This is a genomic window from Microbacterium algeriense, from assembly GCF_008868005.1.
GTDB lineage: Bacteria > Actinomycetota > Actinomycetes > Actinomycetales > Microbacteriaceae > Microbacterium > Microbacterium algeriense.
The window spans coordinates 413,330-437,536 of the sequence record NZ_WAAO01000002.1 but is presented as its reverse complement, the minus strand read 5'-3'; the positions used below and the strand labels follow the sequence as shown (position 1 = coordinate 437,536).

The 24,207-nt window shown below is 69.1% G+C and carries 25 protein-coding genes; 4 read left to right on the top strand and 21 right to left on the bottom strand.

What is annotated here, in order from left to right; translation table 11 throughout:
- From F6A08_RS09665 to prmC, 16 genes are all read right to left on the bottom strand, one after another.
- A complete protein-coding gene (locus F6A08_RS09665; RefSeq protein ID WP_017203121.1) occupies positions 1-798 on the bottom strand; it encodes a PP2C family protein-serine/threonine phosphatase in 798 nt (265 codons plus the stop codon).
- Between the two features lie 81 nt (positions 799-879).
- Positions 880-1,863: an aldo/keto reductase gene (locus F6A08_RS09660; protein WP_151459346.1), complete on the bottom strand. Its 984-nt coding sequence runs from the start codon at positions 1,861-1,863 to the stop codon at positions 880-882.
- A gap of 89 nt (positions 1,864-1,952) precedes the next feature.
- Positions 1,953-2,786 (bottom strand): large exoprotein, encoded by an 834-nt coding sequence (locus F6A08_RS09655; protein WP_151459345.1) that lies wholly within the window; start codon positions 2,784-2,786, stop codon positions 1,953-1,955.
- Positions 2,787-2,919: 133 nt separating this feature from the next.
- Positions 2,920-3,666 carry a YaaA family protein gene (locus F6A08_RS09650; RefSeq protein WP_151459344.1) on the bottom strand — a complete coding sequence of 249 codons (747 nt, stop codon included), beginning with the start codon at positions 3,664-3,666 and terminating at the stop codon, positions 2,920-2,922.
- Positions 3,667-3,762: 96 nt separating this feature from the next.
- Complete coding sequence (locus F6A08_RS09645) at positions 3,763-4,023, bottom strand: F0F1 ATP synthase subunit epsilon (protein WP_017203126.1); 261 nt, start codon at positions 4,021-4,023, stop codon at positions 3,763-3,765.
- Positions 4,024-4,025: 2 nt separating this feature from the next.
- The gene (gene atpD, locus F6A08_RS09640) at positions 4,026-5,480 is read right to left on the bottom strand and encodes a F0F1 ATP synthase subunit beta (RefSeq protein ID WP_017203127.1); all 1,455 of its coding nucleotides are present in this window, start codon (positions 5,478-5,480) and stop codon (positions 4,026-4,028) included.
- A 21-nt stretch (positions 5,481-5,501) separates the two neighbouring features.
- Positions 5,502-6,401, bottom strand: a complete 900-nt coding sequence (locus tag F6A08_RS09635) for a F0F1 ATP synthase subunit gamma (protein WP_017203128.1) — start codon at positions 6,399-6,401, stop codon at positions 5,502-5,504.
- Between the two features lie 19 nt (positions 6,402-6,420).
- Complete coding sequence (gene atpA / locus F6A08_RS09630) at positions 6,421-8,061, bottom strand: F0F1 ATP synthase subunit alpha (protein ID WP_151459343.1); 1,641 nt, start codon at positions 8,059-8,061, stop codon at positions 6,421-6,423.
- A 47-nt stretch (positions 8,062-8,108) separates the two neighbouring features.
- The gene (locus F6A08_RS09625) at positions 8,109-8,900 is read right to left on the bottom strand and encodes a F0F1 ATP synthase subunit delta (RefSeq protein WP_151459342.1); all 792 of its coding nucleotides are present in this window, start codon (positions 8,898-8,900) and stop codon (positions 8,109-8,111) included.
- Positions 8,900-9,478: a F0F1 ATP synthase subunit B gene (locus F6A08_RS09620; protein WP_017203131.1), complete on the bottom strand. Its 579-nt coding sequence runs from the start codon at positions 9,476-9,478 to the stop codon at positions 8,900-8,902. Before F6A08_RS09620 ends, F6A08_RS09625 begins: the two co-directional genes overlap by 1 nt.
- 27 nt (positions 9,479-9,505) lie before the next feature.
- On the bottom strand, positions 9,506-9,742 hold the full coding sequence (atpE, locus tag F6A08_RS09615) for an ATP synthase F0 subunit C (RefSeq protein WP_017203132.1): 237 nt from the start codon (positions 9,740-9,742) through the stop codon (positions 9,506-9,508).
- Positions 9,743-9,785: 43 nt separating this feature from the next.
- Complete coding sequence (gene atpB / locus F6A08_RS09610; protein WP_017203133.1) at positions 9,786-10,478, bottom strand: F0F1 ATP synthase subunit A; 693 nt, start codon at positions 10,476-10,478, stop codon at positions 9,786-9,788.
- 236 nt (positions 10,479-10,714) lie between these two features.
- Positions 10,715-11,233 (bottom strand): Cg1360 family ATP-synthase-associated protein, encoded by a 519-nt coding sequence (locus F6A08_RS09605; RefSeq protein WP_017203134.1) that lies wholly within the window; start codon positions 11,231-11,233, stop codon positions 10,715-10,717.
- On the bottom strand, positions 11,230-12,402 hold the full coding sequence (locus F6A08_RS09600) for an MraY family glycosyltransferase (RefSeq protein ID WP_151459341.1): 1,173 nt from the start codon (positions 12,400-12,402) through the stop codon (positions 11,230-11,232). The genes F6A08_RS09605 and F6A08_RS09600 overlap by 4 nt, the downstream gene beginning before the upstream one ends.
- Positions 12,399-13,094 (bottom strand): L-threonylcarbamoyladenylate synthase, encoded by a 696-nt coding sequence (locus F6A08_RS09595; RefSeq protein WP_151459340.1) that lies wholly within the window; start codon positions 13,092-13,094, stop codon positions 12,399-12,401. Before F6A08_RS09595 ends, F6A08_RS09600 begins: the two co-directional genes overlap by 4 nt.
- A 52-nt stretch (positions 13,095-13,146) precedes the next feature.
- Positions 13,147-14,007 carry a peptide chain release factor N(5)-glutamine methyltransferase gene (prmC, locus tag F6A08_RS09590; RefSeq protein WP_151459339.1) on the bottom strand — a complete coding sequence of 287 codons (861 nt, stop codon included), beginning with the start codon at positions 14,005-14,007 and terminating at the stop codon, positions 13,147-13,149.
- A 99-nt stretch (positions 14,008-14,106) separates the two neighbouring features.
- Here prmC and cysK point away from each other — a divergent pair, with 99 nt between their 5' ends.
- A complete protein-coding gene (gene cysK, locus F6A08_RS09585) occupies positions 14,107-15,045 on the top strand; it encodes a cysteine synthase A (RefSeq protein WP_151459338.1) in 939 nt (312 codons plus the stop codon).
- A 7-nt stretch (positions 15,046-15,052) separates the two neighbouring features.
- On the top strand, positions 15,053-15,622 hold the full coding sequence (epsC, locus tag F6A08_RS09580) for a serine O-acetyltransferase EpsC (RefSeq protein ID WP_040568609.1): 570 nt from the start codon (positions 15,053-15,055) through the stop codon (positions 15,620-15,622).
- A gap of 4 nt (positions 15,623-15,626) precedes the next feature.
- Here epsC and F6A08_RS09575 read toward each other — a convergent pair whose 3' ends face one another.
- Complete coding sequence (locus F6A08_RS09575; protein WP_124895332.1) at positions 15,627-16,043, bottom strand: phage holin family protein; 417 nt, start codon at positions 16,041-16,043, stop codon at positions 15,627-15,629.
- Positions 16,044-16,075: 32 nt separating this feature from the next.
- Positions 16,076-17,623: a CitMHS family transporter gene (locus F6A08_RS09570; protein WP_151459337.1), complete on the bottom strand. Its 1,548-nt coding sequence runs from the start codon at positions 17,621-17,623 to the stop codon at positions 16,076-16,078.
- Between the two features lie 145 nt (positions 17,624-17,768).
- Between F6A08_RS09570 and F6A08_RS09565 the strand changes: the two genes are divergently transcribed.
- Both F6A08_RS09565 and F6A08_RS09560 read left to right on the top strand, forming a co-directional pair.
- Positions 17,769-19,421, top strand: coding sequence for a sensor histidine kinase (locus tag F6A08_RS09565; protein ID WP_192576742.1), 1,653 nt, complete (start codon positions 17,769-17,771; stop codon positions 19,419-19,421).
- A complete protein-coding gene (locus tag F6A08_RS09560) occupies positions 19,418-20,071 on the top strand; it encodes a response regulator (protein WP_151459336.1) in 654 nt (217 codons plus the stop codon). Before F6A08_RS09565 ends, F6A08_RS09560 begins: the two co-directional genes overlap by 4 nt.
- 19 nt (positions 20,072-20,090) lie before the next feature.
- Here the strand turns inward: F6A08_RS09560 and prfA are convergent, their stop codons facing one another.
- From prfA to thrB, 3 genes are all read right to left on the bottom strand, one after another.
- Positions 20,091-21,170 (bottom strand): peptide chain release factor 1, encoded by a 1,080-nt coding sequence (gene prfA / locus F6A08_RS09555; RefSeq protein ID WP_017203144.1) that lies wholly within the window; start codon positions 21,168-21,170, stop codon positions 20,091-20,093.
- 11 nt (positions 21,171-21,181) lie between these two features.
- The gene (gene rho, locus F6A08_RS09550; RefSeq protein WP_225855800.1) at positions 21,182-23,083 is read right to left on the bottom strand and encodes a transcription termination factor Rho; all 1,902 of its coding nucleotides are present in this window, start codon (positions 23,081-23,083) and stop codon (positions 21,182-21,184) included.
- Positions 23,084-23,247: 164 nt separating this feature from the next.
- Positions 23,248-24,207, bottom strand: coding sequence for a homoserine kinase (gene thrB, locus F6A08_RS09540; RefSeq protein ID WP_026049851.1), 960 nt, complete (start codon positions 24,205-24,207; stop codon positions 23,248-23,250).

Sequence of the window (24,207 nt, the reverse complement as noted above, 5' to 3'; positions counted from 1 at the left end):
CTACTCGGCCGTGTCCTCGGATGGGGAGGAGGAGTCGGCTTCGTCAGCCACCTGCAGAACGATCAGCGTCACGTTGTCTCGCCCGCCGTTCTCGAGCGCCGCCGAGAGCATCGCGTCGACCGCGGCAGCCGGATCGAGGTGCTCGCGGAGGAAGTGCTGGATGCCGTAGTCGGTGAGCTCCTTCGTGAGCCCGTCCGAGCAGATGACGAACCGGTCTCCCGGCCGCAGGTCGATCGACACGTAGTCCGGCGCCGTGAGTTCGCTCGCTCCGACGGCGCGGGTGATCACGTTGCTGTACGGATGCCCCTCCGCCTCCTCGGGGCTGAGCTTGCCGGCGGCGATGAGCTCCTGCACCACGGAGTGATCCGTGGTGACCTGCACGAGCCGGTCGTCGCGCAGCAGATACACGCGCGAGTCGCCGATGTTCAGCGCCACCCAGTGGGCTTCGTCGCCCTCGGAGTCGAGGAAGACCCCGGTGAGGGTCGTGCCGGTGCCTTCGTCGGTGGTCTCCGGGTGATCCGCGATGTCCCCCACCGCCAGCTCGAGGGCGTTCTCGATCCCGGGTCGACCGACCTCGCCCGCGGCGACCAGCGCCTGCAGACGACTGACGGTGCTCCGGCTCGCGATCTCGCCTCCGGCATGACCGCCCATGCCGTCGGCGACGATGAAGAGCGGGTAGTCCGCGAGGAAGGCGTCCTGGTTCGTCTCCCGTCGACGCCCCTGATCGGTGACGCCCGCCCAGGACAGCAGCAGGGGACGCTGCGCAACCGTGACGCGTTGCGTCTTCGTCTCAGCCACGTGCTGCCTCCGGTGGGTCTGCGACGGATCGGGCGGTCGCAGGATACTCACACATCGTAGTAGAACTCCTCGCCACCGCGATCACACCCGGGCACCCGGATCCTCCACCAGCGGGAACATCTCGTCGATGAGCCGGCGGTCCTCGTCGTCCGGTCGCCAGGCGTCACCGGCCGCGGCGTTGGCCTCGACCTGCGCTGCGGACGTCGCGCCGGCGATCACGCTCGACACCGAGGGGCGCGCCAGCAGCCAGCCGAACGACGCCTGCAGCATGGTGATGCCGCGCTCGTCGCAGAATGTCTGGAACGCTTCGAGCGCGTCCCAGGGCGCGTTCTCCCAGACGTGCCGCCGAGCGGACATGATCCGACTCGATGCGGGACCGCCGTCGCGATGGAACTTGCCGGTCAGGAGTCCGTTGTGCAGGGGGAAATAGGGGAAGAAGCCGAGGTCGTAGCGCTCGACCGCCGGCAGGACCTCGCGCTCGGCCGCGCGGGCCAGCAGCGAGTAGTGGTTCTGCGCCGAGATGAACCGCCCGGTGGAGCGGGCACGCGTCGTGAACTCCGCTTCCGCGACCTGCCACCCCGTGAAGTTCGAGTGCCCGTAGTAACGGACCTTCCCCTCGCGCACGAGCTCGTCGAGGGCGTCGGTCGTCTCGGCGATCGGCGTCTCCGGATCCGGCAGATGCAGCTGGTAGAGATCGATCCAGTCCGTGCGGAGGCGCCGCAGCGACTCCTCCACCGCTCGGCGGACGTACCGACGCGAGCCGCGGGCGGCGGGGAACGCGTATCCCATGTCCCGTTCCTGACCGAACTTCGTCGCGAGCACGATGCGGTCGCGGCGGCCTTCGAGGGCCTCCCCCATCAGCGTCTCGCTCGCTCCGGGTTCGGCACCGTACATGTCCGCGGTGTCGAAGAACGTGATCCCGTTGGCGATGGCCGCATCGATCACCTCGCGCGTGCCGCGAAGGGATTCGGTCGCGGTTCCCGCTCGCCCGAAGTTGTTGCAGCCGAGACCTGTGGATGTGACGAGCAGACCGGACGCGCCGACGCGACGCTGGGACAAGACCATGGGATCCACGTTAGCCGTCGCGGCGGACGGCGGACCACCGCGAACGGCTCAGGGCCCCCGACCGGAGTCGAGGGCCCTGAGTCAGGACGTCACGCGGGAGGCTGCGCGGGATCGTTCGGCGATGCCGGCGGTGCGGCCGGAGGAGCCGGCGGAGCAGCCGGGGGCGCGGTCGGCGGAGCAGGCGGAGCGGCGGGCGGAGCCTGCGGAGGAGCCGGCGGCGTCGTCGGGGGCACCGGAGGGACCGGGGCGCCGGTGGCGGGAGCCGCGGGAGCTGCCGGCGGAGCGTAACCGGGCTGCGCGGGCGGGGCGTAGCCCGGCTGGGCCGGCGCACCGTATCCGGGCTGCGCGGGCGGGGTGCCGTAGCCGGGGGCAGCGCCGTAGCCGGGCTGCTGCGGGGCTGCGGTCGGCTGGGTCGGGATGCCGTCCCAGACGGTGCGGTCCCCGAGCAGCGAGTTGGCGGCCCACGAGGCCGGCTGGATGTTCGGGTTCCAGCGGGAACCGTCGAAGGCGTTGATGCCGAGCCACACGGGCGGGAGGAAGAAGTACAGGATGACCCAGACGGCGTCCTTCTGGAGCTTCAGTCCGACGCGCCATGCTGCGATCAGGTCGAGCACGCGCGCGGCGATGCCCACGAGCGGGAGGATCAGGAACCAGCCCAGGAAGGGGATGATCGCGCCGATGATGCCGGCACCGATCAGGTAGAGCACCAGCCACGGGCTCAGATCGCCCAGCTTGTAGAAGATCATGGTGTTGTAGACGGGCACCCACGCACGCCACTTGCCCTGGACCCCCGCCTTGTCGAAGATCCGCATGTAGAACCACGAGTAGAGCGCGTAGATCAGCAGCGGCAGGACCGTGTACAGCAGCGCCAAGGCGACGATCGCACCCCCCGACAGGCCGTCATAGCCGTAGTAGTCGTCCATGTTCCCTCCAAGGAAATCGTGATGCGGGCGTTATGCGCTGATCACACTAGCGCGTCCGGGGGTCGCACGCATGCGCCGTTGGGCCCGCGCGGGCGCCGCGCGCAGTCGTGGCACGCGGTCCGACCGCGGATGCTCACTCCGAGACGACGAGTTCCAGCACGCCGGACGGGTCGGCCTGGCGGAGCTCGAGCCCGTTCACCTCGGCCCAGCCGCGCAGCGCGCGGAGCGATCCGATCCGTGGCCGGTCCTCTGCGAGGGCCCGCACGAGCAGGCCCTTCGACTTCTTGTTGAAGTGATTCAGCGCCCTCCCCTGGTCGGTCACGACACGGACGTATGCGGAGGGCACGGTCGCCGGCACCGGACCGAGCGCCACATAGGCTTCGCTGCGCAGATCGAGGATGAACGGCGGGGCTTCGGCGGCGATCGCCGCAGAGGTCGCTTCGGCCCAGAGGCGGCGGAGCGCGGGAACGCCGGGCAGCGAGGTGCCGGCCGCCAGCCGGTACGGCGGGATCGGGTCGAGAGCGCCGATCGGACCCAGCGGAGCGCTGTGGATCCACACGTGCGCACCCAACCAGCGACGTGACGCGGCCGGCAGCGAGCCGGCGTCGAGGGCGTCGAAGAGCACGCCGGTGTAGCGATCGACCGCCGGCATGGTGGGAGCGCCGAGCAGCGTGCGATTGTGCGCGATGTCGCCGAGCTGGCGGTCGCTCAGCTTGAGGACGCGACGGCTCGCGCCTTCGTCGGCGGCGAGCTCGCTCAGGGCCGCGAGCACCGCCGCGCGTTGCGGCCGCAGGGAGGGAAGGGCGAGCCGGTCGAGGTCGAGCGGGACGCCGTCACCGCCCTCGCGCTTCGTCTCGGACGGTGGGAGCAGGATCTTCATGGAACCTCGGTACATGCAGACGCGTCCGCCCCGGGTGCTTCCTCTGCTCGTGAACCGAGCGAGGAGCATCCGAGGCGGACGCGATGAGACGAGCTGCTAGGCGATGAGCGCCGCGTTGCCGGCGACGATCGTCAGGCTGTCGCCCTCCATGGAGAGGAAGCCGTCCTGTGCGTTCGCCAGCACCTTGGTGCCATCCGACTGGGTGATGCGGACCTGGCCCTCGGCGAGGATCGCCAGAACCGGCTCGTGCCCGCTCATGAAGCCGATCTCACCCTCGACGGTCTTGGCGACCACGAGGCTCGCCTCTCCCGTCCAGACCTCCGCATCAGCGGAGACGAGGCTGACGTGCAGCGCCATGGTCAGCCGTTCTCCTTCTGGATCTTCGCCCACTGCTCTTCGACGTCGGAGATGCCGCCGACGTTGAAGAAGGCCTGCTCGGCCACGTGGTCGAAGTCTCCGCGGGTGATCGCGTCGAACGACTCGATGGTCTCCTTGAGCGGGACGGTCGAACCCTCGACACCGGTGAACTTCTTCGCCATGTAGGTGTTCTGCGAGAGGAACTGCTGGATGCGACGTGCACGCGACACGACGATCTTGTCTTCCTCGGAGAGCTCGTCGACACCGAGGATGGCGATGATCTCCTGCAGCTCCTTGTTCTTCTGGAGGATCTGCTTGACCGTCGTCGCGACGCGGTAGTGGTCCTCGCCCAAGTAGCGGGGGTCCATGATGCGCGACGTCGAGGTCAGCGGGTCGATGGCCGGGTACAGACCCTTCGAGGCGATCTCACGAGAGAGCTCGGTCGTCGCATCGAGGTGGGCGAAGGTGGTCGCCGGAGCCGGGTCGGTGTAGTCGTCGGCGGGCACGTAGATCGCCTGCAGCGAGGTGATCGAGTGGCCGCGCGTCGAAGTGATGCGCTCCTGGAGGAGACCCATCTCGTCGGCCAGGTTCGGCTGGTAGCCCACGGCCGAAGGCATGCGGCCCAGCAGCGTGGAGACCTCGGAGCCGGCCTGCGTGAAGCGGAAGATGTTGTCGATGAAGAGCAGCACGTCCTGCTTCTGCACGTCGCGGAAGTACTCCGCCATCGTCAGAGCCGACAGGGCGACGCGCAGACGCGTTCCCGGCGGCTCGTCCATCTGACCGAAGACGAGGGCGGTCTTGTCGAAGACGCCCGCCTCCTCCATCTCGTGGATCAGGTCGTTGCCCTCACGGGTGCGCTCACCGACACCGGCGAACACGGAGACACCACCGTGGTCCTGTGCGACGCGCTGGATCATCTCCTGGATGAGGACGGTCTTGCCGACGCCGGCGCCACCGAACAGACCGATCTTTCCACCCTGCACGTAGGGGGTCAGGAGGTCGATCGACTTGATACCGGTCTCGAACATGGTGGTCTTCGACTCGAGCTGGTCGAAGTTCGGAGCCTTGCGGTGGATGGGCCAGCGCTCGGTCACCTCGATGGTCTCACCGGGCTCGCCGTTGAGGACCTCGCCGATGACGTTGAAGACCTTGCCCTTGGTGATGTCGCCGACCGGGACCGAGATGGCCTCGCCCGTGTCGCGGACCTCCTGGCCGCGGACGATGCCGTCCGTCGGCTTCAGGGCGATCGCGCGGACGAGGTCGTCGCCGAGGTGCTGAGCGACCTCGAGGGTGATCTCGGTGGACTCCTCGCCGATGACGATCGTGGTCTTCAGTGCGTTGTAGATGTCGGGGATCGAGTCATGGGGGAACTCGATGTCGACAACCGGACCGTTGACGCGTGCGACGCGCCCGACGACCGCGGTCGCCGGCTGGTCAGCCGTGGCGGTGGTGGTCATTTTCGTCTCTTTCCTGATGGTCTATTTGCTCGACGAGAGGGCGTCGGCGCCGCCGACGATCTCCGCGATCTGCTGCGTGATCTCCGCCTGGCGCGCGTTGTTGCGCAGACGGGTGTAGTCGGTGATGAGCTTGTCGGCGTTGTCGCTGGCCGACTTCATCGCCTTCTGCGTCGCCGCCTGCTTCGCGGCAGAGGACTGCAGGAGTGCGTTGAAGACGCGGCTCTGGATGTACACCGGCAGGATCGCGTCGAGAACGGTCTCGGCGTCCGGCTCGAACTCGTACAGCGGGTAAACGGTGTTACCGGCCTCCGACTCATCGGCTTCCGTGATCTCCAGCGGAAGCAGGCGCACGGACTCCGGCGACTGCGTCATCATGCTGACGAAACGGTTGTAAACGAGGTGGATCTCGTCGACCCCGCCGTCCTGCCCACCGCGGGAGAAGGCCTCGAGCAGTGTCGCCGAGATCTCCTCCGCCGTGTGGAACGACGGGGTGTCGGTGTCGCCCGTCCACTCCGCAGCCGCCGCGATGCGGCGGAACTGGAAGTAGCCGACGGCCTTGCGACCGACGAGGTAGAACACCGGCTCCTTGCCCTGCTCGCGCAGGAGCTCGGCCACCTCGAGACCCTCACGGAGGATCTGCGAGTTGAAGGCTCCGGCCAGACCGCGGTCCGAGGAGAAGATCACGACCGCGGAGCGGTGGATCGTCTCGGGCTCACGGGTGAGCGGGTGATCGACGTTCGAGTGCGTCGCGACGGCCGACACGGCCCTCGTCACGGCCCGCGCGAAGGGAGTGGACGCCTTGACGCGTGCCATCGCCTTCTGGATGCGCGAAGCCGCGATGAGTTCCATCGCCTTCGTGATCTTCTTGGTCGTCTGAGCAGAAGAGATCTTCTGCTTGTAGACCCTGAGTTGAGCGCCCATATGTCAGTACCCCGCGCAGTTACGCGCGACGACCCTTGACGATCTTCTCCTGGTTGACGTCCTCAGCCTCAGCTGCAGCGTGCTCCTCGTGGCCGGGGGCGCCGATGGCGTGACCCTTGCCGCCCTGGAACTCCAGGAGGAAGTTGTCCGTCTGCTTGTCGAGCTCTGCGACCGTGTCGTCATCCAGCACGTTGGTCTCGCGCAGCGTGTCGAGCACCTTGGTGTTGCGACGCAGGTAGTCGAGCAGCTCGCGCTCGAAGCGCAGCACGTCCTCGACCTCGATCGAGTCGAGCTTGCCGTTCGTTCCGGCCCAGATCGACACGACCTGCTCCTCGACGGGGTACGGCGAGTACTGCGGCTGCTTGAGCAGCTCGGTCAGACGGGCACCGCGCGACAGCTGGCGGCGCGAGGCGGCGTCGAGGTCCGACGCGAACATCGCGAACGCCTCGAGCGAGCGGTACTGCGCCAGCTCCAGCTTCAACGTTCCGGAGACCTTCTTGATGGACTTGACCTGAGCGTCACCACCGACACGCGAGACCGAGATACCCACGTCGACCGCCGGACGCTGGTTGGCGTTGAAGAGGTCGGACTGCAGGAAGATCTGGCCGTCGGTGATCGAGATCACGTTGGTCGGGATGTACGCCGAGACGTCGTTCGCCTTGGTCTCGATGATCGGGAGACCCGTCATGGAGCCGGCGCCGAGCTCGTCGGACAGCTTCGCGCAACGCTCCAGCAGACGCGAGTGCAGGTAGAAGACGTCACCCGGGTAGGCTTCGCGGCCCGGCGGGCGGCGCAGGAGGAGGGAGACGGCACGGTAGGCCTCGGCCTGCTTCGACAGGTCGTCGAAGATGATGAGGACGTGCTTGCCGCCGTACATCCAGTGCTGGCCGATAGCCGAACCCGTGTAGGGGGCGAGGTACTTGAAGCCGGCGGGGTCGGATGCCGGAGCGGCCACGATCGTGGTGTACTCCAGGGCACCGGCCTCTTCGAGCGCGCCCTTCACCGAGGCGATGGTCGAGCCCTTCTGGCCGATGGCGACGTAGATGCAGCGCACCTGCTTGTTGACGTCGCCCGACTCCCAGTTGGCCTTCTGGTTGATGATCGTGTCGATCGCGATGGCCGTCTTGCCGGTCTGGCGGTCGCCGATGATCAGCTGACGCTGGCCGCGGCCGACCGGGATCATCGCGTCGATGGCCTTGATGCCGGTCTGCATCGGCTCGTGCACGGACTTGCGCTGCATGACGCCGGGCGCCTGCAGTTCGAGCTCGCGGACGCCCTCGGTGGCGATCGAGCCGAGGCCGTCGATCGGGTTGCCGAGCGGGTCGACGACGCGACCCAGGTAGCCGTCGCCGACCGGGACGGAGAGGACCTCACCCGTGCGGGTGACCTCCTGACCGGCCTCGATGCCGGTGAAGTCGCCGAGGACGACGACGCCGATCTCGTGCTCGTCGAGGTTCAGCGCGAGGCCCTTGGTGCCGTCGGCGAAGGTCACGAGCTCGTTCGCCATGACGCCGGGAAGTCCCTCGACGTGAGCGATGCCGTCGGCGGCGTCGATGACGGTGCCGACCTCGGTCGCCGCGGCCCCGGTGGGCTCGTACGCGGCGGCGAAATCCTTCAGCGCGTCACGGATGACGTCGGGGCTGATCGATAGTTCTGCCATTGTCTTCCCTTTGTATCTGGGTGCGCGGTTCCCCGCGCGAAGTCGTGTTAGCCCGCGAGCTTCTGGCGAAGGTCGGCGAGTCGTGCGGAGATGCTGCCGTCGATGACGTCATCGGCGATCTGCACGCGCAGGCCTCCGACGACGCTGGGGTCGATGACGACGTTGAGGGACACCTGGCCGCCGTACCGCTGCGAGAGCGTCTGGCCGAGTCGCGTGCGCTGCGCGTCGCTGAGCTCGGTCGCCGTGTGCACCGTGGCCACGAGGCGGCCGCGCTGGCTCGAGACGATACGCATCGCCCGGCTCAGCAGCTGCCGCACCCGGCGCTCGCGCGGCTGACGCACGAGGGACGTGACGATGAGGGCCGTCGGAGCGGTGGCAGAGGCATCGACGAGGAGGCGCTCGACCAGGGCGGCCTTCGCGTCCTCTCCCCCGAGCCGGCTGCCGAGAGCGAGCTCGAGCTCCGGGTTCGCCGCGATCACCCGCGAGAAGCCGAAGAGCTCTCCCTCGATGTCCGCGCCGGACTCGGCGATGGTCGCCGCCCGGATCGCGAGCTCCTCGAGACCGTCGATCAGCTCGGACGCGTTCGACCAGCGTTCGGCGACCGCGGTGCGCAGGACGTCCTGCGCCGCGGAGCCGTACTGCCCGAACACCGCGGACACGACGTTCTGCCGGGCCGAGGCCGGAGCCGAGGGGTCAGCCAGCGCGCCGCTCAGCTGAGACGATTCGCCCACGGCCCGCGCGGCCGCGAACAGCTCGCGCGCGGTCTCGAGGGTGACGTCCTTCGCTGCGGCAAGCGTCTGAGTGGATGCCGCGAGTGCCTGAGCGGTCGCGCTGCCCATTACGACTGCCCGCCCGGTACCTGAGCCTGTCGAAGGTCGGATGCTTCGAGATCGGCGAGGAAGCGGTCGACCACGGCGGCCGCGCGAGCGTCGTCGGAGAGCGTCTCGCCGACCACGCCACCGGCGAGGTCGAGAGCGAGCGAGCCGACCTCGCTGCGCAGGGAGACGAGAGCCGTCTGGCGCTCGGCCTCGATCTGCGTGTGCGCGGTGGCGGTCAGACGCGCTGCCTCGGCAGCGGCGGTCTCCTTCGCCTCGGCGACGATCTTCTTGCCGTCCTCGCGGGCGGCCTCGCGGATCTCGCCGGCCTCGGTACGCGCCTCAGCGAGCTGACGCGTGTACTCCTCGAGTGCCGCCTCCGCCTGCTTCTGCGCCTCGTCGGCCTTGGCGATGTTCCCCTCGATCGCGGCTGAGCGCTCGTCGAGCATCTTCGTCAGGCGAGGAAGGGCGACCTTCCACACCACGACGAGAATGATGAGGAACCACAGGCCCGACCAGATGATGTCGTACCCCGCGGGGAGCAACGGGTTGGGGGATTCCCCCTCCGCTGCCGCGAGGTTCGTGACAAGAGCGTTCAGCATCCTGTCTCCTTCAGAAGTCGGTGGGGATTACGGGAAGGGGATGAATCCGACGGCGATGCCGACGAATGCAAGCGCCTCGGTGAAGGCGATACCGATCCACATGAGGACCTGCAGGCGACCGGCCAGCTCGGGCTGACGGGCGACACCCTCGATCGTCTTGCCGACGACGATGCCCACACCGATGGCCGGACCGATCGCGGCGAGGCCGTAGCCGACCGAAGCGAGGTGGCCGTTGATTTCAGCGAGAACCGTAGTTGCGTCCACGGGTTTTTCCTTTCGTTGGGTGGGAGGGCTGTTGCCCGCCCGCTCAGTGCTCTTCTGCGACCGCGAGCTGGATGTAGACCGCGGTGAGGACGGTGAAGACGTAGGCCTGCAGGACGGTCACCAGAATCTCGAAGAGAGTGAAGGCACCGCCGAAGGCGAGGGTTCCGACACCGAGAACGGCCCAGCCGCCGCCTGCGGTGAAGAAGAAGAACTGGGTCGCTGCGAAGCACAGCACCAGGATCATGTGACCGACGACGAGGTTCATCAGCAGTCGCAGGGTGAGGGTCACCGGGCGGATGATGAACGTCGAGATGAGCTCGATCGGCGTGACGATGAAGTAGACCGGCCACGGGACGCCCGAGGGGAACAGGGCGTTCTTGAAGAAGTTCTTCGGGCTCTTCTTGATACCGGCGTAGATGAAGGTGACGTAGCTGACCACGGCGAGCGTGAGCGGCACCGCGATGATGGCCGTTCCCGGCATGTTCAGGCCGGGGATGATGCCCGTCACGTTCATGAACAGCACCATGAAGAAGATCGTGGTGAGGATCGGCAGGAAGCGGTCGCCGTCCTTGCGGCCGAGCAGGTCGTGCGCGATGCCGCCGCGGACGAAGCCCAGGCCCATCTCCACGACGCTCTGGAACCGGCCGGGGACGACCTTCATGCGCCGCGTGCCGAGCCACAGAAGAAGGACGACAGCGATCACCGAGAGGAACTGGATCAGCTGGATCCGGGTCACCGGGAGCGGCCCGACGTGGAAGAGGATCGGCGGGAAGAACTCGTCGATCGAAGGGCCGTGGAACTCGCCGTCGGAGGCAAGTCGGGGGGTCAGGGTCGCAGCAAGATTAAACAGCGCGGGCTCCAGCTTCGGGGCACCGGTCTAAACCGGGGCGACGATGGTCGGTGTGCAATCAGCGCAAGCGCTCGCGGGCGAGCGGCGGGCACGTTTCAACAGTATCAGAATCTGAGGGTGCCCTAAGACCGCGGGCCCTCTTCGACGGGTCCCTCATCGATGTGATTCGCCGTGCCGGGAGCGCGATCCTCCGGAACCTCCGTCGGCAGCGTGGTGTCGCTGACGCTCGGCAGCCGCATCTGCGTGAGGACGACGACATCGATCGCGAGAGACATCAGCACTCCGGCCACGATCGACAGGAAGAACACCATCGGGTCGAGCCACGGCTGCCCCGCGAGCAGGATCATCACCAGGACGAACACGCCCAGCTTCAGCAGCCAGCCACCGAGGACGATCGCGAAGAAGAGCTGCACGTAGAGCGGGTCGCCGTACCAGCGGTTGGCGATCAGGATGCTGATGCCGGTGATCGCGAGGAAGAGCGCGGCGAGCAGGACGCCGAGCAGCCCGCTGACGAGCCCCTCCCCCTGTGCCACGAGGAATCCCACGCCGCCGGCGACGACGGCCAGGACGCCGGTCGCCACCGCCGACCAGATCAGGGTGCGGCGCAGGATCGGCGTGCTGGAAACAGGACTCGGGCTCATGAGGGCTCCACGGGTGTCGGGTCGGGTTCGGCGTCCGCTGCGCGGCGACCGCTGCGGCTGGGGCTCAGGGTGATGAAGAGGCAGGCGGCGATGCCGAGGACGCCGAAGCCGACGCCGGGCAGGTACTGGCCGGGCCAGTCCTCCCGCGCGCCGACGTACATCAGCAGCACGGCGAGCGAGATCACGGCGGTCCAGGCGTAGAAGATCAGCACGGCGTCGCGATCGCGGTGGCCGAGGTCGAGCATGCGGTGATGCAGGTGCTTGCGGTCGGGCGAGAACGGTGAGCGCCCCGCGCTCATCCGGCGCAGCACCGCGAGGCCGAAATCGAGCAGCGGGAGCAGGACGACCAGCAGCGGAAGCAGGACGGGCAGGAAGGCGCCGACCAGCTGAGACCGCCCGAGTCGCTCGGGGTCGAGGGCCGAGGGATCCATCTGGCCCGTGATCGCGATCGCCGACGTCGCCATGAGCAGCCCGATCACGAGCGCGCCCGAGTCGCCCATGAACAGCTTCGCCGGACTCCAGTTCAACGGCAGGAAGCCGAGGCAGGCGCCGATCAGCACAGCAGCGAGGAACGTCGACAGGTTGAAGTAGCTGGAGGCGCCGGAGTCGCGGGTGAAGATGTAGGAGTAGGCGAAGAAGACGCCGTTCGAGATGAGGCACACCCCGGCGACGAGTCCGTCGAGACCGTCGATGAAGTTGACGGCGTTCATCACGATCACGATCGCGAACATCGTGATCGTGATGCTCAGCCAGCTCGATACGACGATCAGGTCCCCGAACGGCAACGACAGGATCTGCAGTCCCCCGCCCACCGTGATGAGTCCCGCCGCGAGGAACTGCGCGCCGAGCTTGATCATCCAGTCGATGTCCCACAGGTCGTCGACGACGCCGATGACCGCGATGAGCAGCGAGGCGCCGAGGATCGACCACATCGTCTGCGGCGGGATCCAGATGCTCTGGAAGAAGGGGTTCACCGCGGAGAACCCGAATGCCGCAGCGATGCCGAGGAAGATCGCGACGCCGCCGAGCCGCGGCGTCGGCGTCGTATGGACGTCGCGCTCCCGGATGCCGGGGTAGAGCTTGTAACGGAGGCTCAGCCGCCACACCGCCCAGGTCAGTGCGAACGTGATCGCGGCGGTGAGGATGATCGTGAAGAGATACTGCTTCACGAATCCCCGTCCTGCTCCTCCGGCTCGAGCAGGTCGCCGAGCACCTCTCTCAGCTGCTCGCGGCTGACGGCGCCGTCGCGCAGGATCCGCACGACTGCGGTGGCGTCCTCCGCATCGCGGCGCACGAGGGAGGTCGCATCGACGATGGTCGAGGCGATGCCGTCGCGACTGAGGCCGTCGTCGAGGTACACCGCGACGCTCTCGCCGAGCATCTTCTCGGCGTCCAGGGCGGAGATGGCCGCTGCACGGCCCGTGAGATTCGCGCTGGAGACCGCGAGCGGCCCCGTCTCCGCCAGCAGCTCGAGGGCGACGCGTCCTTCGGGCATCCGCACGGCGACGGTCCCGAGCGTCTCGCCCAGGTCCCACACCAGCGACGGCTGCGCAGGGAGCACGATCGTGAGTCCGCCCGGCCAGAAGGCCTCGACGAGGCGCTCCACCGGCTCGGGGACGGACTCCGCCAGCGCGCTCAGCGTCTCCTTGGTGCCGATCAGGACGGGCGGCGGCTGGTCGCGGCCCCGCCCCTTCGCATCGAGGAGCCGCTGCACGGCGGCCGGGGAGAAGGCGTCGGCGGCGACGCCGTACACCGTGTCTGTGGGCATGACGATGAGGTCGCCGCGGCCGATCGCCTGGCGCGCATGGCGCATGCCGGCGAGCAGCTGCGACTCGTCGCGGCAGTCGAAGATGGGGGACATGACGGTTCGATTCTATGCGTCCGGGGTGTCGCGCATGCTCGGAGCCGCCTGATCAGGGTCGCAGCGCCGTGGTGGTGCGGTCTCGCAACGTGAGATCACGGTGCGTCGCCGCCGCCCTCCAGCCGTCCGCCGTGAGGATCGCCCTGATCGCCTCTCCCTGCAGCTCGCCGTGCTCGATGACCAGCAGCCCACCCGGGTGCAGCAGCCGCAGCGCGCGCGTGCTGAGCCTTCGGACGACGTCCAGACCGTCCTCGCCTCCGTAGAGGGCCATCGCGGGATCGAAGAGCCGCACCTCCGGGTCGCGCGGGATGGCGGCGTCCGGGACGTAGGGCGGATTGGAGATGACGACGGTCGCCTCACCGTCGAGTTCCGGGAAGGCCTCGTCGAGGTCCGCCAGCACGAGCGTCAGGTTCTCGACGCCGGCGACGTTGCGGCTGGCCCAGGCGTGCGCGTCGGCGGACAGCTCCGCGGCGAAGATCCGGGCGTGGGGCACCTCGGTGGCCATGGCGAGGGCGATCGCGCCGCTTCCCGTGCCGAGATCGACACCGATCGGCGCCGGCTCCGCGGCATTCAGCAGTGCGTCGATCGCGTACTGCACGACCGTCTCGGTCTCCGGCCGCGGGACGAACACTCCGGGGCCGACCGCCAGCTCGAGATGGCGGAACGGGGCCGTGCCGGTGATGTGCTGCAGCGGCTCGCGTGCGCAACGGCGCACCACGAGCGCCTCCAGCGCCGCCGCATCCTCCTCGTCGATCCGATCGCCCCGGACGATCGCCGCCTGCACCTCTCCCCTGCGCCGGCCGGTGACGTGACCGGCGAGCAGCTCGGCGTCCACCAGAGGATCAGGCACGCCGACATCGGCCAGGCGCTGTGCGGCGGCGCGGACGACGGCGGAGAGGGAGGAGTCGGGCATGCGTTCCAGCGTAGAGTGCCGACGGTCGTCACAATGCCCTCGCTCACAGGGCGCTCGCCTAGGCTGGTGCGGCAGCGACCCCGCACAGGAAGGCTCCTCATGCCCGGTATCCACGCCGACATCACCACCGCTTTCGGCAACACCCCGCTCGTCCGTCTGAACCGCGTGACCGAGGGACTCGGAGCGACCGTCCTCGCCAAGCTCGAGTACTACAACCCGGCGTCGAGCGTGAAGGATCGCATCGGCATCGCCATGATCAACGCCGCAGAGGCATCCGGCGAGCTGAAGCCGGGCGGCACCATCGTGGAGTCCACAAGCGGCAACACCGGCATCGCGCTCGCGATGGTGGGTGCGGCGCGGGGCTACCGCGTCATCCTGACGATGCCGGCGTCGATGTCGAAGGAGCGCCGCGTGCTGCTCAAGGCGTTCGGTGCGGAGATCGTGCTCACCGATCCCACCCTGGGGATGAAGGGGGCCATCGCGGAGGTCGAGCGCATCGTCGCCGAGACCCCCGGTGCCATCTGGATCCGCCAGTTCGAGAATCCGGCGAACCCGCAGATCCACCGGGAGACCACGGCGCAGGAGATCCTCCGCGACACCGACGGCGCGGTGGACGTCTTCATCGCCGGCGTGGGCACCGGCGGAACGGTCACCGGCACCGGGCAGGCTCTCAAGGCGGCCAAGCCCGGCGTCCAGGTGATCGCGGTCGAGCCCAAGGACTCCCCCGTGCTGACCGAGGGCCACCCCGGCCCGCACAAGATCCAGGGCATCGGCCCGAACTTCGTCCCGGAGGTGCTCGACCGCGAGGTGCTGGACGAGATCATCACGGCCGAGTTCGACGAGTCGCTGCGCGTCGCGCGGGACCTCGCGGCGAAGGAGGGGCTACTGGTCGGCATGTCGTCCGGGGCGGCCGTCGCCGCCGCGCTGAAGGTCGCCGCGCGCCCCGAGAACGCCGGCAAGACCATCGTCGTCGTGATCCCGGACACCGGTGAGCGCTACCTCTCCACCGCGCTGTTCGAGGATCTGCGCGAAGTCTGAGCCGCACATGGGAATGATCGCGCGGATGCGCGAGGACATCGCCGCGGCCCGTCTGCGCGACCCCGCGGCACGCAGCTCTCTCGAGGTCGCGCTGCTCTACCCGGGACTGCACGCGGTGTGGGCGCACCGCGTCTCGCATGCGCTGTGGCGTCGCCGCCTCCGGCTGCTCGCCCGCGCCTGCTCGCAGATCTCGCGCTGGCTGACGGGCATCGAGATCCATCCGGGAGCGCGGATCGGTCGACGCTTCTTCATCGATCACGGCATGGGCGTCGTCATCGGCGAGACCGCCGAGGTGGGTGACGACGTGCTGATGTATCACGGCGTCACCCTCGGCGGTCGCACCCGCACCGCCGGCAAGCGGCATCCCACCCTTCAGGACGGGGTCGCCGTCGGCGCCGGCGCGAAGATCCTCGGCCCCATCACGATCGGCGCACACTCGGTCGTCGGGGCGAACGCCGTCGTGACGCGCGATGCCCCGGCGGACAGCATCCTCGTCGGCGTGCCGGCGAAGCCTCGTCAGCGCACGGTCGGCGAGGACACGAGGGCGCTGCTCACCGCGCCCGACTACGCCATCTGAGACCTCAGCGTTCGGAGCCGCGGCGTCCCTTGGCGGCGTCGACCTTCTTCCGGAGGAAGAGGAGCGGCAGCAGGACGCTGCCGAGCGCGGTGATCAGCCAGACGATCACGGCGCCCAGCAGCCAGCCGGTGAGATCGGTGATGCGCAGACCGCCGATCGGCAGCAGCACCACGACGACGAGCGAGATCAGCGTCGACACGATCCCGATCCCGCCCATCAGCACGGGGGCGTATCTGTCGGCGACCTTGCTGACCCACGGCGAGAGCACGGTCTGCAGGATCGCGAAGATCAGCACGCAGACGACGAAGCCCCACCACTTGTCCCACTGGATCTGGAACCCGTCGAGCAGCAGATCGGCTGCGATCAGACCGAGCCCGGCGGACACGACGTACATCAGACCGCGGAAGAGAAAGGTGATCACGCGCAGAGCCTATCGCCCCGCGTGCCCGACGGTCACTGCGCCACGAAGAACGGGACGGCCCCGCTCACGATGCCGATGCCGAGCATGACCAGCGAGACGATCGCCGCGCGCCACAGCACCTTGCGGTGGTGGTCTCCGAGGTTCACGCCCGCGAGCGAGACGAGCAGCAGGATCGCCGGGACGAGCGGGCTCTGCAGATGCACCGGCTGCCCGGTGATCGAGGCTCGCGCCATCTCGACCGGGTCGATGCCGAAGTTCGCCGCGCTCTGGGCGAGCACCGGGAGGATGCCGAAGTAGAAGGCGTCGTTGGACATGAAGAACGTGAACGGGATGGAGAGGAGCCCGGTGATCGGGGCCAGGAACGGCCCGAGCGCCGGCGGCAGCACGGTGGTGATCCACGTCGCCATGGCATCCACCATCCCGGTGCCGGAGAGCACTCCGACGAGCACGCCGGCGGCGATCACCATCGAGACGACGCCGACGATGCTCGGTGCATGGGCGACGATCTCCGACGCCTGCTCCTTGACTCCGCGGAAGTTCACGAGCAGAGCGATCCCGGCCCCTACCATGAACACGTACGGCAGCGGCAGGATGTCGATCACCAGCAGGACCATCACCGCGACGGTGAGCAGGAGGTTGAACCAGATCAGTCGTGGGCGGAGCGTCGGCCGAGCCGGATCCAGCATCGTGTCGGCCATCGCCGTGTCCGCAGGGTCGACGCTTCCCGCGGCGACGGGGGCGCGGCCGCCCGCGACGACGACGAGGTTGCCCGTGCGCAGCGAGGCGCGCGCGCCCGGCTTCAGCTCGGCGCCACGGAAGATCCGCGGGACGTTCGTCAGCGCGCCTCCGTCCGCACCCGTGAGCCGCGCATCCGGGTCGAGGGCCCCGAGTCGGCGGCGCTCCCCCAGCCCGAGGAGCCAGGCGAACCCGAGTGCCACGAGGAGGCCGGCACCGAGCGCGGGCAGCATCGGCACGAAGATGTCGGTCGGCTGGAGCCCGAGCGCGGTCGCCGCCCGCACGGTGGGGCCGCCCCACGGCACGATGTTCAAGGTGCCGTTCATGAGCCCCGCGACGCACGTGAGCACGACAGGACTCATCCCGAGCCGCAGGTAGATGGGCAGCATCGCGGACGTCGTGATGATGAATGTCGTCGAGCCGTCTCCGTCCAGGGAGACCGCACCCGCGAGGATCGCCGTGCCCAGCACGACCTTCGCCGGGTCGTCTCCGAGCAGGCGCGTGATCATCCGGATGAGGGGATCGAAGAGCCCGACGTCGATCATGATGCCGAAGAACATGATCGCGAACATCAGCAGGGCCGCCGTCGGCGCCATCGTGCCGATGGAATCGAGGATCATGTCTCCGAGTCCCAGCCCTGCTCCGGCGAAGAGACCGAAAGCGGTCGGCACGAGGATCAGTGCCACCATCGGGGTGAGGCGCTTCGTCATGATGAGCGTCATGAACGTGAGCACCATCGTGAACCCGAGGAGCACCAGGATCCACTCCGGCGGCACGAACGCCACGTCGTACGTCGGCGCCTCCTCTTCGGCGGCAGCGATCAGTACGGTCAGTGCGTCAGGCATGCGGTGACTCCTTCGTCGTCGCTCCGTCCTCTCCGACGGATCTCGATGAGACTAGGCAATCGGCCGGCCCGAGGCGCGGTATGCCGCATTCCCGCGCATTGTGCGCGTAGCGTGAGTTCTGCGCATATTGCGCGAAAGGAGTCCGATGTCGAGGATGCCGAGGACCAGGCCTCGTTTCGCGACGCGCGCGCTGCTGATGCATCTCGCCGCCGTGGCCCTCGTGGTCGCGCTCTGCACCGGTGTGTATCTCGCCCTCGCGGTCCAGCAGCTGCGTGCCGAGGCCGAATCCACCGCCCTCGGCATCGCGCGGACGCTCGCGGAGGATCCGCAGGTCCGCGCCGAAGTGGCCGCCGTCTCCGCCTCTCCCGAGGAGCCCGACGCCGTCGCCCTGCGCCACGGAGAGCTACAGCGGATCTCCTCGGAGGTCATGGCGCGCACCGGCGCCCTGTTCGTCGTCATCACCGACGACGAGGGGATCCGTCTGGCGCATCCGATCCCGTCGCGCATCGGCGAGGTGGTGAGCACGCCGTTCGAGGAAGTGCTCGCCGGACGGGAGGTCGTCGACTGGCAGACCGGAACGCTGGGTGAATCCGCGCGGGCGAAGGTGCCCGTCCGCGACGACGCCGGCACCCCCGTCGGCGAGATCAGCGTGGGCTTCGAGCGCAACGGCGTGTTCGACGACCTTCCCCCGCTGCTCCTGGTGATCGGTCTCACCGCAGCGGGAGCGCTGGGTCTCGCCTTCCTCGCATTCCTGCTCCTCCGCCGCCGATGGGAGCGGCTGACCCTCGGCGTGCAACCCGAGGAGCTCGTGGCGCTCGTGCAGAATCAGACCGCTGTGCTCGACGGCGTGGACGACGGAGTGATCGCCGTGGATCCGCACGGCACGGTGCAGGTGAGCAACGCGGCAGCCGACCGCCTGCTCGGCCTCGACGCCCCTGTCGGCCGCACGCTGGACGAGCTGGAGGTCCCTGCCGCGGTGCGCGACGCGTTCACCGGCGGGGTCGACAGCACGAGCGCCGTGGTCGGCGATCGGCTGCTGTACCTCGACGCGCGCCCTGTCCGCCGAGAGGGCCGCTCGCTCGGCGACGTGCTGATCGTGCGCGACCGGACCGACCTGATCGCTCTCACGGAGCGACTGGAGACCGTGCGGACCATGACATCGGCGCTCCGGGTGCAGCGGCACGAGTTCGCGAACCGTCTGCATGTCGCCGCCGGCCTGATCGATGCGGGGCGGGTGGACGAGGCGCGCACCTTCCTCGGAGAACTCGTCGCCCGGGGCTCCGTGGCCTTCCCCGTCGCCGGCCTCGCCCTGCTCGGCGATCCCTTCCTCCACTCGTTCCTCGGCGCCAAGGGCGTCGAGGCCGCCGAACGCGGCGTCGAGCTGCGGGTCGCGGAGGAGACCCAGCTGATCGGGAACGTGCGCGCGGCGGAGGACGTCGCGACCGTCCTCGGCAACCTCATCGACAACGCCGTCACGGCCGCGGTCTCCGGCCCGCGGGACCCGCGGTGGGTCGAGGTGTCCGTCCTCAGCGACGGCGACGCCCTCGTGTGCACCGTCGCCGATTCGGGACCGGGGCTCGGGGCCCCCGATGCGTCGACGGCACGCCACGCCGACGACGCGGACGATCGTCTGCACGGCCACGGGATCGGTCTGCCGCTGTGCACCGAGATCGCGCGCCGGAGCGGCGGCGACCTCTGGGTCATCGATCCGGGCGGCGACGAGCACGGCGCCGTGTTCGCGGCTCGCCTCGGCGGAGTCGTCGACGCTGCACCACACGAGCAGAAGGAGAACCCATGACCGAGCCGCTGCGCGTGCTCATCCTCGACGACGACTTCCGGGTCGGCCAGCTGCACAGGGCGATCGTGGACGACCACTCCGGGTTCACGGTGGTGGACACGGTGCGCTCCTGCGTCGAGGCGCGCGACAGCCTGCGCTCCTCGCGCCCGGACCTGCTCGTCGCCGACGTCTTCCTCCCCGACGGCGACGGGATCGCCTTCGCCCGCGATTCCGGTGTGGACACGATCCTCATCTCCGCGGCCGACGACGCGCAGACCGTACGGCGTGCGCTGAGGTCGGGAGCCGTCGGGTACCTGATCAAGCCGTTCGAGACGCGTGCCCTCACCGGCCTCCTCGACCGTTATGTGCGCTCCCGCAATCTGCTCGCCGGGGACCGGGTCCTGGGCCAGGAGGACATCGACAGGGCTCTCGCCATCCTGCACGGCGCCGGCGAGCCCGTGTCCCTGTCGCGTTCCGCGACGGAGCAGCTCGTGCTCGCCGCCCTCGGTGACGGCGAGGCCTCCGCCGCCGAGATCGGCGAACGCATCGGCATCTCGCGCGCCACCGCCCAGCGACATCTCGCCGCACTGGCGGGCAGGGCCGTCGTCGAGGTGCGCCTGCGCTACGGCACCACGGGCCGTCCGGAGCACCGGTACGCGGCGCGCACCTGATGCGCGCCCGCGCCGCGGCTCAGGACTCGGATCCGACCGCGGCGAGCCGCGCTTCCTCGTCGGCGGTGATCGCGCTCTCGATCAGCGGATCGAGGGCTCCATCCATGACCTGGTCGAGGTTGTAGGCCTTGTACCCGGTGCGGTGGTCCGCGATCCGGTTCTCCGGGAAGTTGTAGGTGCGGATGCGCTCGGATCTGTCCATGCCCCGGATCTGCGACTTCCGAGCGTCGGATGCCGCCGCGTCGAGCTCCTCCTGCTGCCGCGCGAGCAGGCGCGCACGGAGGACGCGCATCGCCGCCTCGCGGTTCTGCAACTGGGACTTCTCGTTCTGCATCGACACGACGATGCCGGTCGGGACGTGCGTGATGCGCACGGCCGAGTCCGTCGTGTTCACGGACTGACCGCCGGGGCCGGAGGAGCGGAAGACGTCGATCTTCAGGTCGTTCTGGTCGATCTGGATCTCTTCGGGTTCGTCGACCTCGGGGAACACCAGCACGCCGGTGGTCGAGGTGTGGATGCGTCCCTGGGACTCCGTCGCCGGAACACGCTGGACACGGTGCACTCCGCCCTCGTACTTCAGGTGCGCCCAGACGCCCTGAGCGGGGTCCGACGACGACCCCTTGATGGCGACCTGCACATCCTTGTAACCGCCGAGGTCGGACTCGTTGCGCTCGAGGAGCTCCGTCTTCCATCCCTTCGACGCGGCGTACTGGATGTACATGCGCAGCAGGTCGGCGGCGAACAGAGCAGACTCCGCGCCGCCCTCCCCCGCCTTGATCTCCATGATCACGTCGCGGGCGTCGTCCGGGTCGCGCGGGATCAGCAGCCGCCGCAGTCGCTCCTGCGCCGCCTGCAGACCCTCTTCCAGCACGGGGACCTCTGCCGCGAACGCCTCGTCCTCACGGGCGAGCTCGCGCGCGGCCTCCAGGTCATCGGCGGCGGCGATCCACGCCTCGTGCGCGGCGACGATCCGGGACAGCTCGGCGTAGCGACGGTTGACGCGCTTGGCGCGCGCCGCATCGGCGTGCACCGCCGGGTCGGAGAGTTCCTCCTGCACCCGGCGATGCTCGTCGATCAGAGTCTGCACGGACTCGAACACGGCTCAGCCGATCAGCGGATGTTGTTGTCGTGCCCGTGCGCGCCCGAGGGAAGCGTCGGGATCGACTTCTGCATCTGCACGAGGAACTCGACGTTCGAGTGGGTCTCCTTGAGCTTGCCGAGAACCACCTCCAGCGCCTGCTGCTGGTCCAGGCCCGCGAGGGCGCGACGCAGCTTCCAGGTGATCTTGACCTCGTCGGCGGAGAGCAGCATCTCCTCGCGGCGGGTGCTGGACGCGTTCACGTCGACGGCAGGGAAGATGCGCTTGTCGGCCAGCTGACGCGACAGACGCAGTTCGCTGTTGCCGGTGCCCTTGAACTCCTCGAAGATGACCTCGTCCATCTTGGAGCCGGTCTCGACGAGAGCCGTGGCGAGGATCGTGAGCGATCCGCCGTTCTCGATGTTGCGGGCGGCACCGAAGAAGCGCTTCGGCGGGTACAGCGCCGACGCGTCGACGCCGCCGGTGAGCACGCGACCGGATGCCGGGGCGGCCAGGTTGTACGCGCGGCCGAGGCGGGTGATCGAGTCGAGCAGCACGACCACGTCGCGACCGAGCTCCACGAGACGCTTGGCGCGCTCGATCGCGAGCTCCGCGACCGTGGTGTGGTCCTCCGCAGGGCGGTCGAAGGTCGAGGCGATGACCTCGCCCTTGACCGTACGCTCCATGTCGGTGACCTCTTCGGGGCGCTCGTCGACGAGCACGACCATGAGGTGGACCTCGGGGTTGTTCTGCGCGATCGCGTTGGCGATCTGCTGCAGGACGATCGTCTTGCCCGCCTTCGGGGGCGCGACGATGAGGCCGCGCTGGCCCTTGCCGATCGGGGCGACGAGGTCGATGATGCGCTGGGTCAGCTTCTCCGGCGCGGTCTCCAGGCGCAGACGCTCCTGCGGGTAGAGCGGGGTGAGCTTGCCGAACTCCACGCGGGTGGCGGCGTCGTCGACGGACAGACCGTTGATCGAGTCGACCTTGACCAGCGCGTTGTACTTCTGGCGTCCCTGCTGCTCGCCCTCGCGCGGCTGCTTGATGGAGCCGACCACCGCATCGCCCTTGCGGAGGTTGTACTTCTTGACCTGGCCGAGGGAGACGTACACGTCGCTCGGGCCGGCGAGGTAGCCGGTCGTCCGCACGAAGGCGTAGTTGTCGAGCACGTCGAGGATGCCGGCGATCGGGATCAGGACGTCGTCCTCGCCGATCTCGGTGTCGAACTCATCGGCCGGAGCACCGTTGCGGCGCTTGTTGCGCTGGCGGTTGCGGCCGTTGCCGCCCGCCTGGTCGTCGTCGGACGACGCCTGGGCCTGCGGCTCCTGGGCGGCGCCGTTCTGGCCGCGCCCACGGTTGCGGCTGCGGCTGCGGTTGCGGCCACGGCCACCCTGCTCTTCGCCGCCGTCGCCGGAGTCTGCTGCGCTGTCGCCGTTGTTCGACGCCTCGGCCGAGGCGGCGGGAGCGGCCTGCTCTGCGGCGGGCTCAGAAGCCGAGCTCTCCGCCTCCGGCGCGCTCTTCTGCGCACCACGACGGCCGCGGCCGCTGGTCTTGGGAGCCGACTCGGCCGCTGCCTCGGCGGGGGCCTCCGCTGCCGGCTCGGCGGGAGCGTCGGCATCCGCCTTCTTCGCACGGCTGCGACGCGGGGCCTTCGCCTTCGGTGCGGCCTCTGCCGCTTCGCCGCTGCCGGAAGCGGCCTCGGCGGCCGCGCTGTCGTTCTTCGGCGCCGGCTTCTCGGGCTTCTCGGCCGTCTCCGCCTTGGCGCTGTCGGCCTTCTCCGCCTTGGCGGCCTCCGCCTTCTCCGCCTTCGCGGCCGCGGTCGCGGTGCTCGCGCGGCGGGGTGCCCGCTTGCGCGGCGGGGCGGTCTCCGCTGCCGCCGGGGCTTCGGCGGCAGGAGCCGACTGGTCGTTCTGGGTCTCGGAGAGGTTCTCCACGAGTACTCCCTTATATGTCATGGGGAATGAGCGTTGAACGCGCACAACGGGTGCTGCGCACGATCGCACGGGCTGACGCTCGGCGCCAGCCAGCCTCGGCACTTGTGCCTCAAGGGTTTGCGTGCGGGTCTTGCAAGAGTTGCAATGGGGCCAGATTCACGACGTTACGTGGAGCCCTCCGCTCGAGTCCCCACTGTACCACCACGGACGTCGACGGCGAGCAGGAGCGCCTCCCACGGGGTGTCGGTGACCTCGGCAGCCAGTTCCACGGCCTCCAGACGGCTCCCGGGCCCGTCCGCAAGCACGAGGACGCTGGGGCCGGCGCCGGAGACGACGGCGGCGAAGCCCGCGGCGCGCAGCGCCTGCACCAGGCGCTGCGTCTCGGGCATCGCCCCTGCGCGGTAGTCCTGGTGGAGGCGGTCGGCCGTCGCGTCCAGCAGCAGCTCGGGACTCTGCATCAGGGCGGCGATCAGGAGGGCGGAGCGCGAGACGTTGAACACGGCGTCCGCGGTCGACACCTGCGGTGGCTGCAGCGAGCGGGCCTGCGAGGTGGACATCGTGTACGCGGGCACGAGCACAAGAGGCGAGACGCCGCGATGCACCAGGAGCTTCTTGTGCTGCGGTCCGCGCTCCGACATCCAGGCGATCGTGAGTCCCCCGAACAGCGCCGGGGCGACGTTGTCGGGGTGGCCTTCGAGTTCGGTGGCGAGGCGGAGCAGGTCCGCGTCTCCGATCTCCACGTCGCCCTCGAGCAGCCCCTTCGCCGCGAGCACCCCGGCGGCGACGGCGGCTCCGGAAGACCCGAGTCCGCGCCCGTGCGGGACGGCGTTCTCGGCGACGATGCGCAGCCCGGGGACGGGTCGCCCGGCGTCCGCGAAGACGTGCGCGATCGTCCGGACGATCAGGTTCGACTCGTCGCGCGGGATGTCGTCCGCGCCGGAACCGCTGACCTCGATCTCGAGCTCGCCTTCCGGCAGCGCCGTGACCTGGAGCGTGTCGTAGACGCTCAGCGCGAGTCCCAGCGTGTCGAACCCCGGGCCGAGGTTCGCGCTCGTCGCGGGCACCCGCACCTCGACGGTGCGGCCTTCTGCGGCACCCTCGACAGGGGCGAGGGGTGCGGTCAT

Coding starts and splice junctions, on each gene's coding strand:
- F6A08_RS09620 (WP_017203131.1), bottom strand. CDS start 9,478: ATGCTGAACGCTCTTGTCACGAACCTCGCGGCAGCGGAGGGGGAATCC.
- thrB (WP_026049851.1), bottom strand. CDS start 24,207: ATGACCGCACCCCTCGCCCCTGTCGAGGGTGCCGCAGAAGGCCGCACC.
- F6A08_RS09560 (WP_151459336.1), top strand. CDS start 19,418: ATGACCGAGCCGCTGCGCGTGCTCATCCTCGACGACGACTTCCGGGTC.
- F6A08_RS09565 (WP_192576742.1), top strand. CDS start 17,769: ATGTCGAGGATGCCGAGGACCAGGCCTCGTTTCGCGACGCGCGCGCTG.
- epsC (WP_040568609.1), top strand. CDS start 15,053: ATGGGAATGATCGCGCGGATGCGCGAGGACATCGCCGCGGCCCGTCTG.
- F6A08_RS09660 (WP_151459346.1), bottom strand. CDS start 1,863: ATGGTCTTGTCCCAGCGTCGCGTCGGCGCGTCCGGTCTGCTCGTCACA.
- F6A08_RS09635 (WP_017203128.1), bottom strand. CDS start 6,401: ATGGGCGCTCAACTCAGGGTCTACAAGCAGAAGATCTCTTCTGCTCAG.
- prmC (WP_151459339.1), bottom strand. CDS start 14,007: ATGCCCGACTCCTCCCTCTCCGCCGTCGTCCGCGCCGCCGCACAGCGC.
- F6A08_RS09645 (WP_017203126.1), bottom strand. CDS start 4,023: ATGGCGCTGCACGTCAGCCTCGTCTCCGCTGATGCGGAGGTCTGGACG.
- F6A08_RS09625 (WP_151459342.1), bottom strand. CDS start 8,900: ATGGGCAGCGCGACCGCTCAGGCACTCGCGGCATCCACTCAGACGCTT.
- F6A08_RS09605 (WP_017203134.1), bottom strand. CDS start 11,233: ATGAGCCCGAGTCCTGTTTCCAGCACGCCGATCCTGCGCCGCACCCTG.
- F6A08_RS09655 (WP_151459345.1), bottom strand. CDS start 2,786: ATGGACGACTACTACGGCTATGACGGCCTGTCGGGGGGTGCGATCGTC.
- atpD (WP_017203127.1), bottom strand. CDS start 5,480: ATGACCACCACCGCCACGGCTGACCAGCCGGCGACCGCGGTCGTCGGG.
- cysK (WP_151459338.1), top strand. CDS start 14,107: ATGCCCGGTATCCACGCCGACATCACCACCGCTTTCGGCAACACCCCG.
- atpA (WP_151459343.1), bottom strand. CDS start 8,061: ATGGCAGAACTATCGATCAGCCCCGACGTCATCCGTGACGCGCTGAAG.
- F6A08_RS09570 (WP_151459337.1), bottom strand. CDS start 17,623: ATGCCTGACGCACTGACCGTACTGATCGCTGCCGCCGAAGAGGAGGCG.
- F6A08_RS09595 (WP_151459340.1), bottom strand. CDS start 13,094: ATGTCCCCCATCTTCGACTGCCGCGACGAGTCGCAGCTGCTCGCCGGC.
- F6A08_RS09650 (WP_151459344.1), bottom strand. CDS start 3,666: ATGAAGATCCTGCTCCCACCGTCCGAGACGAAGCGCGAGGGCGGTGAC.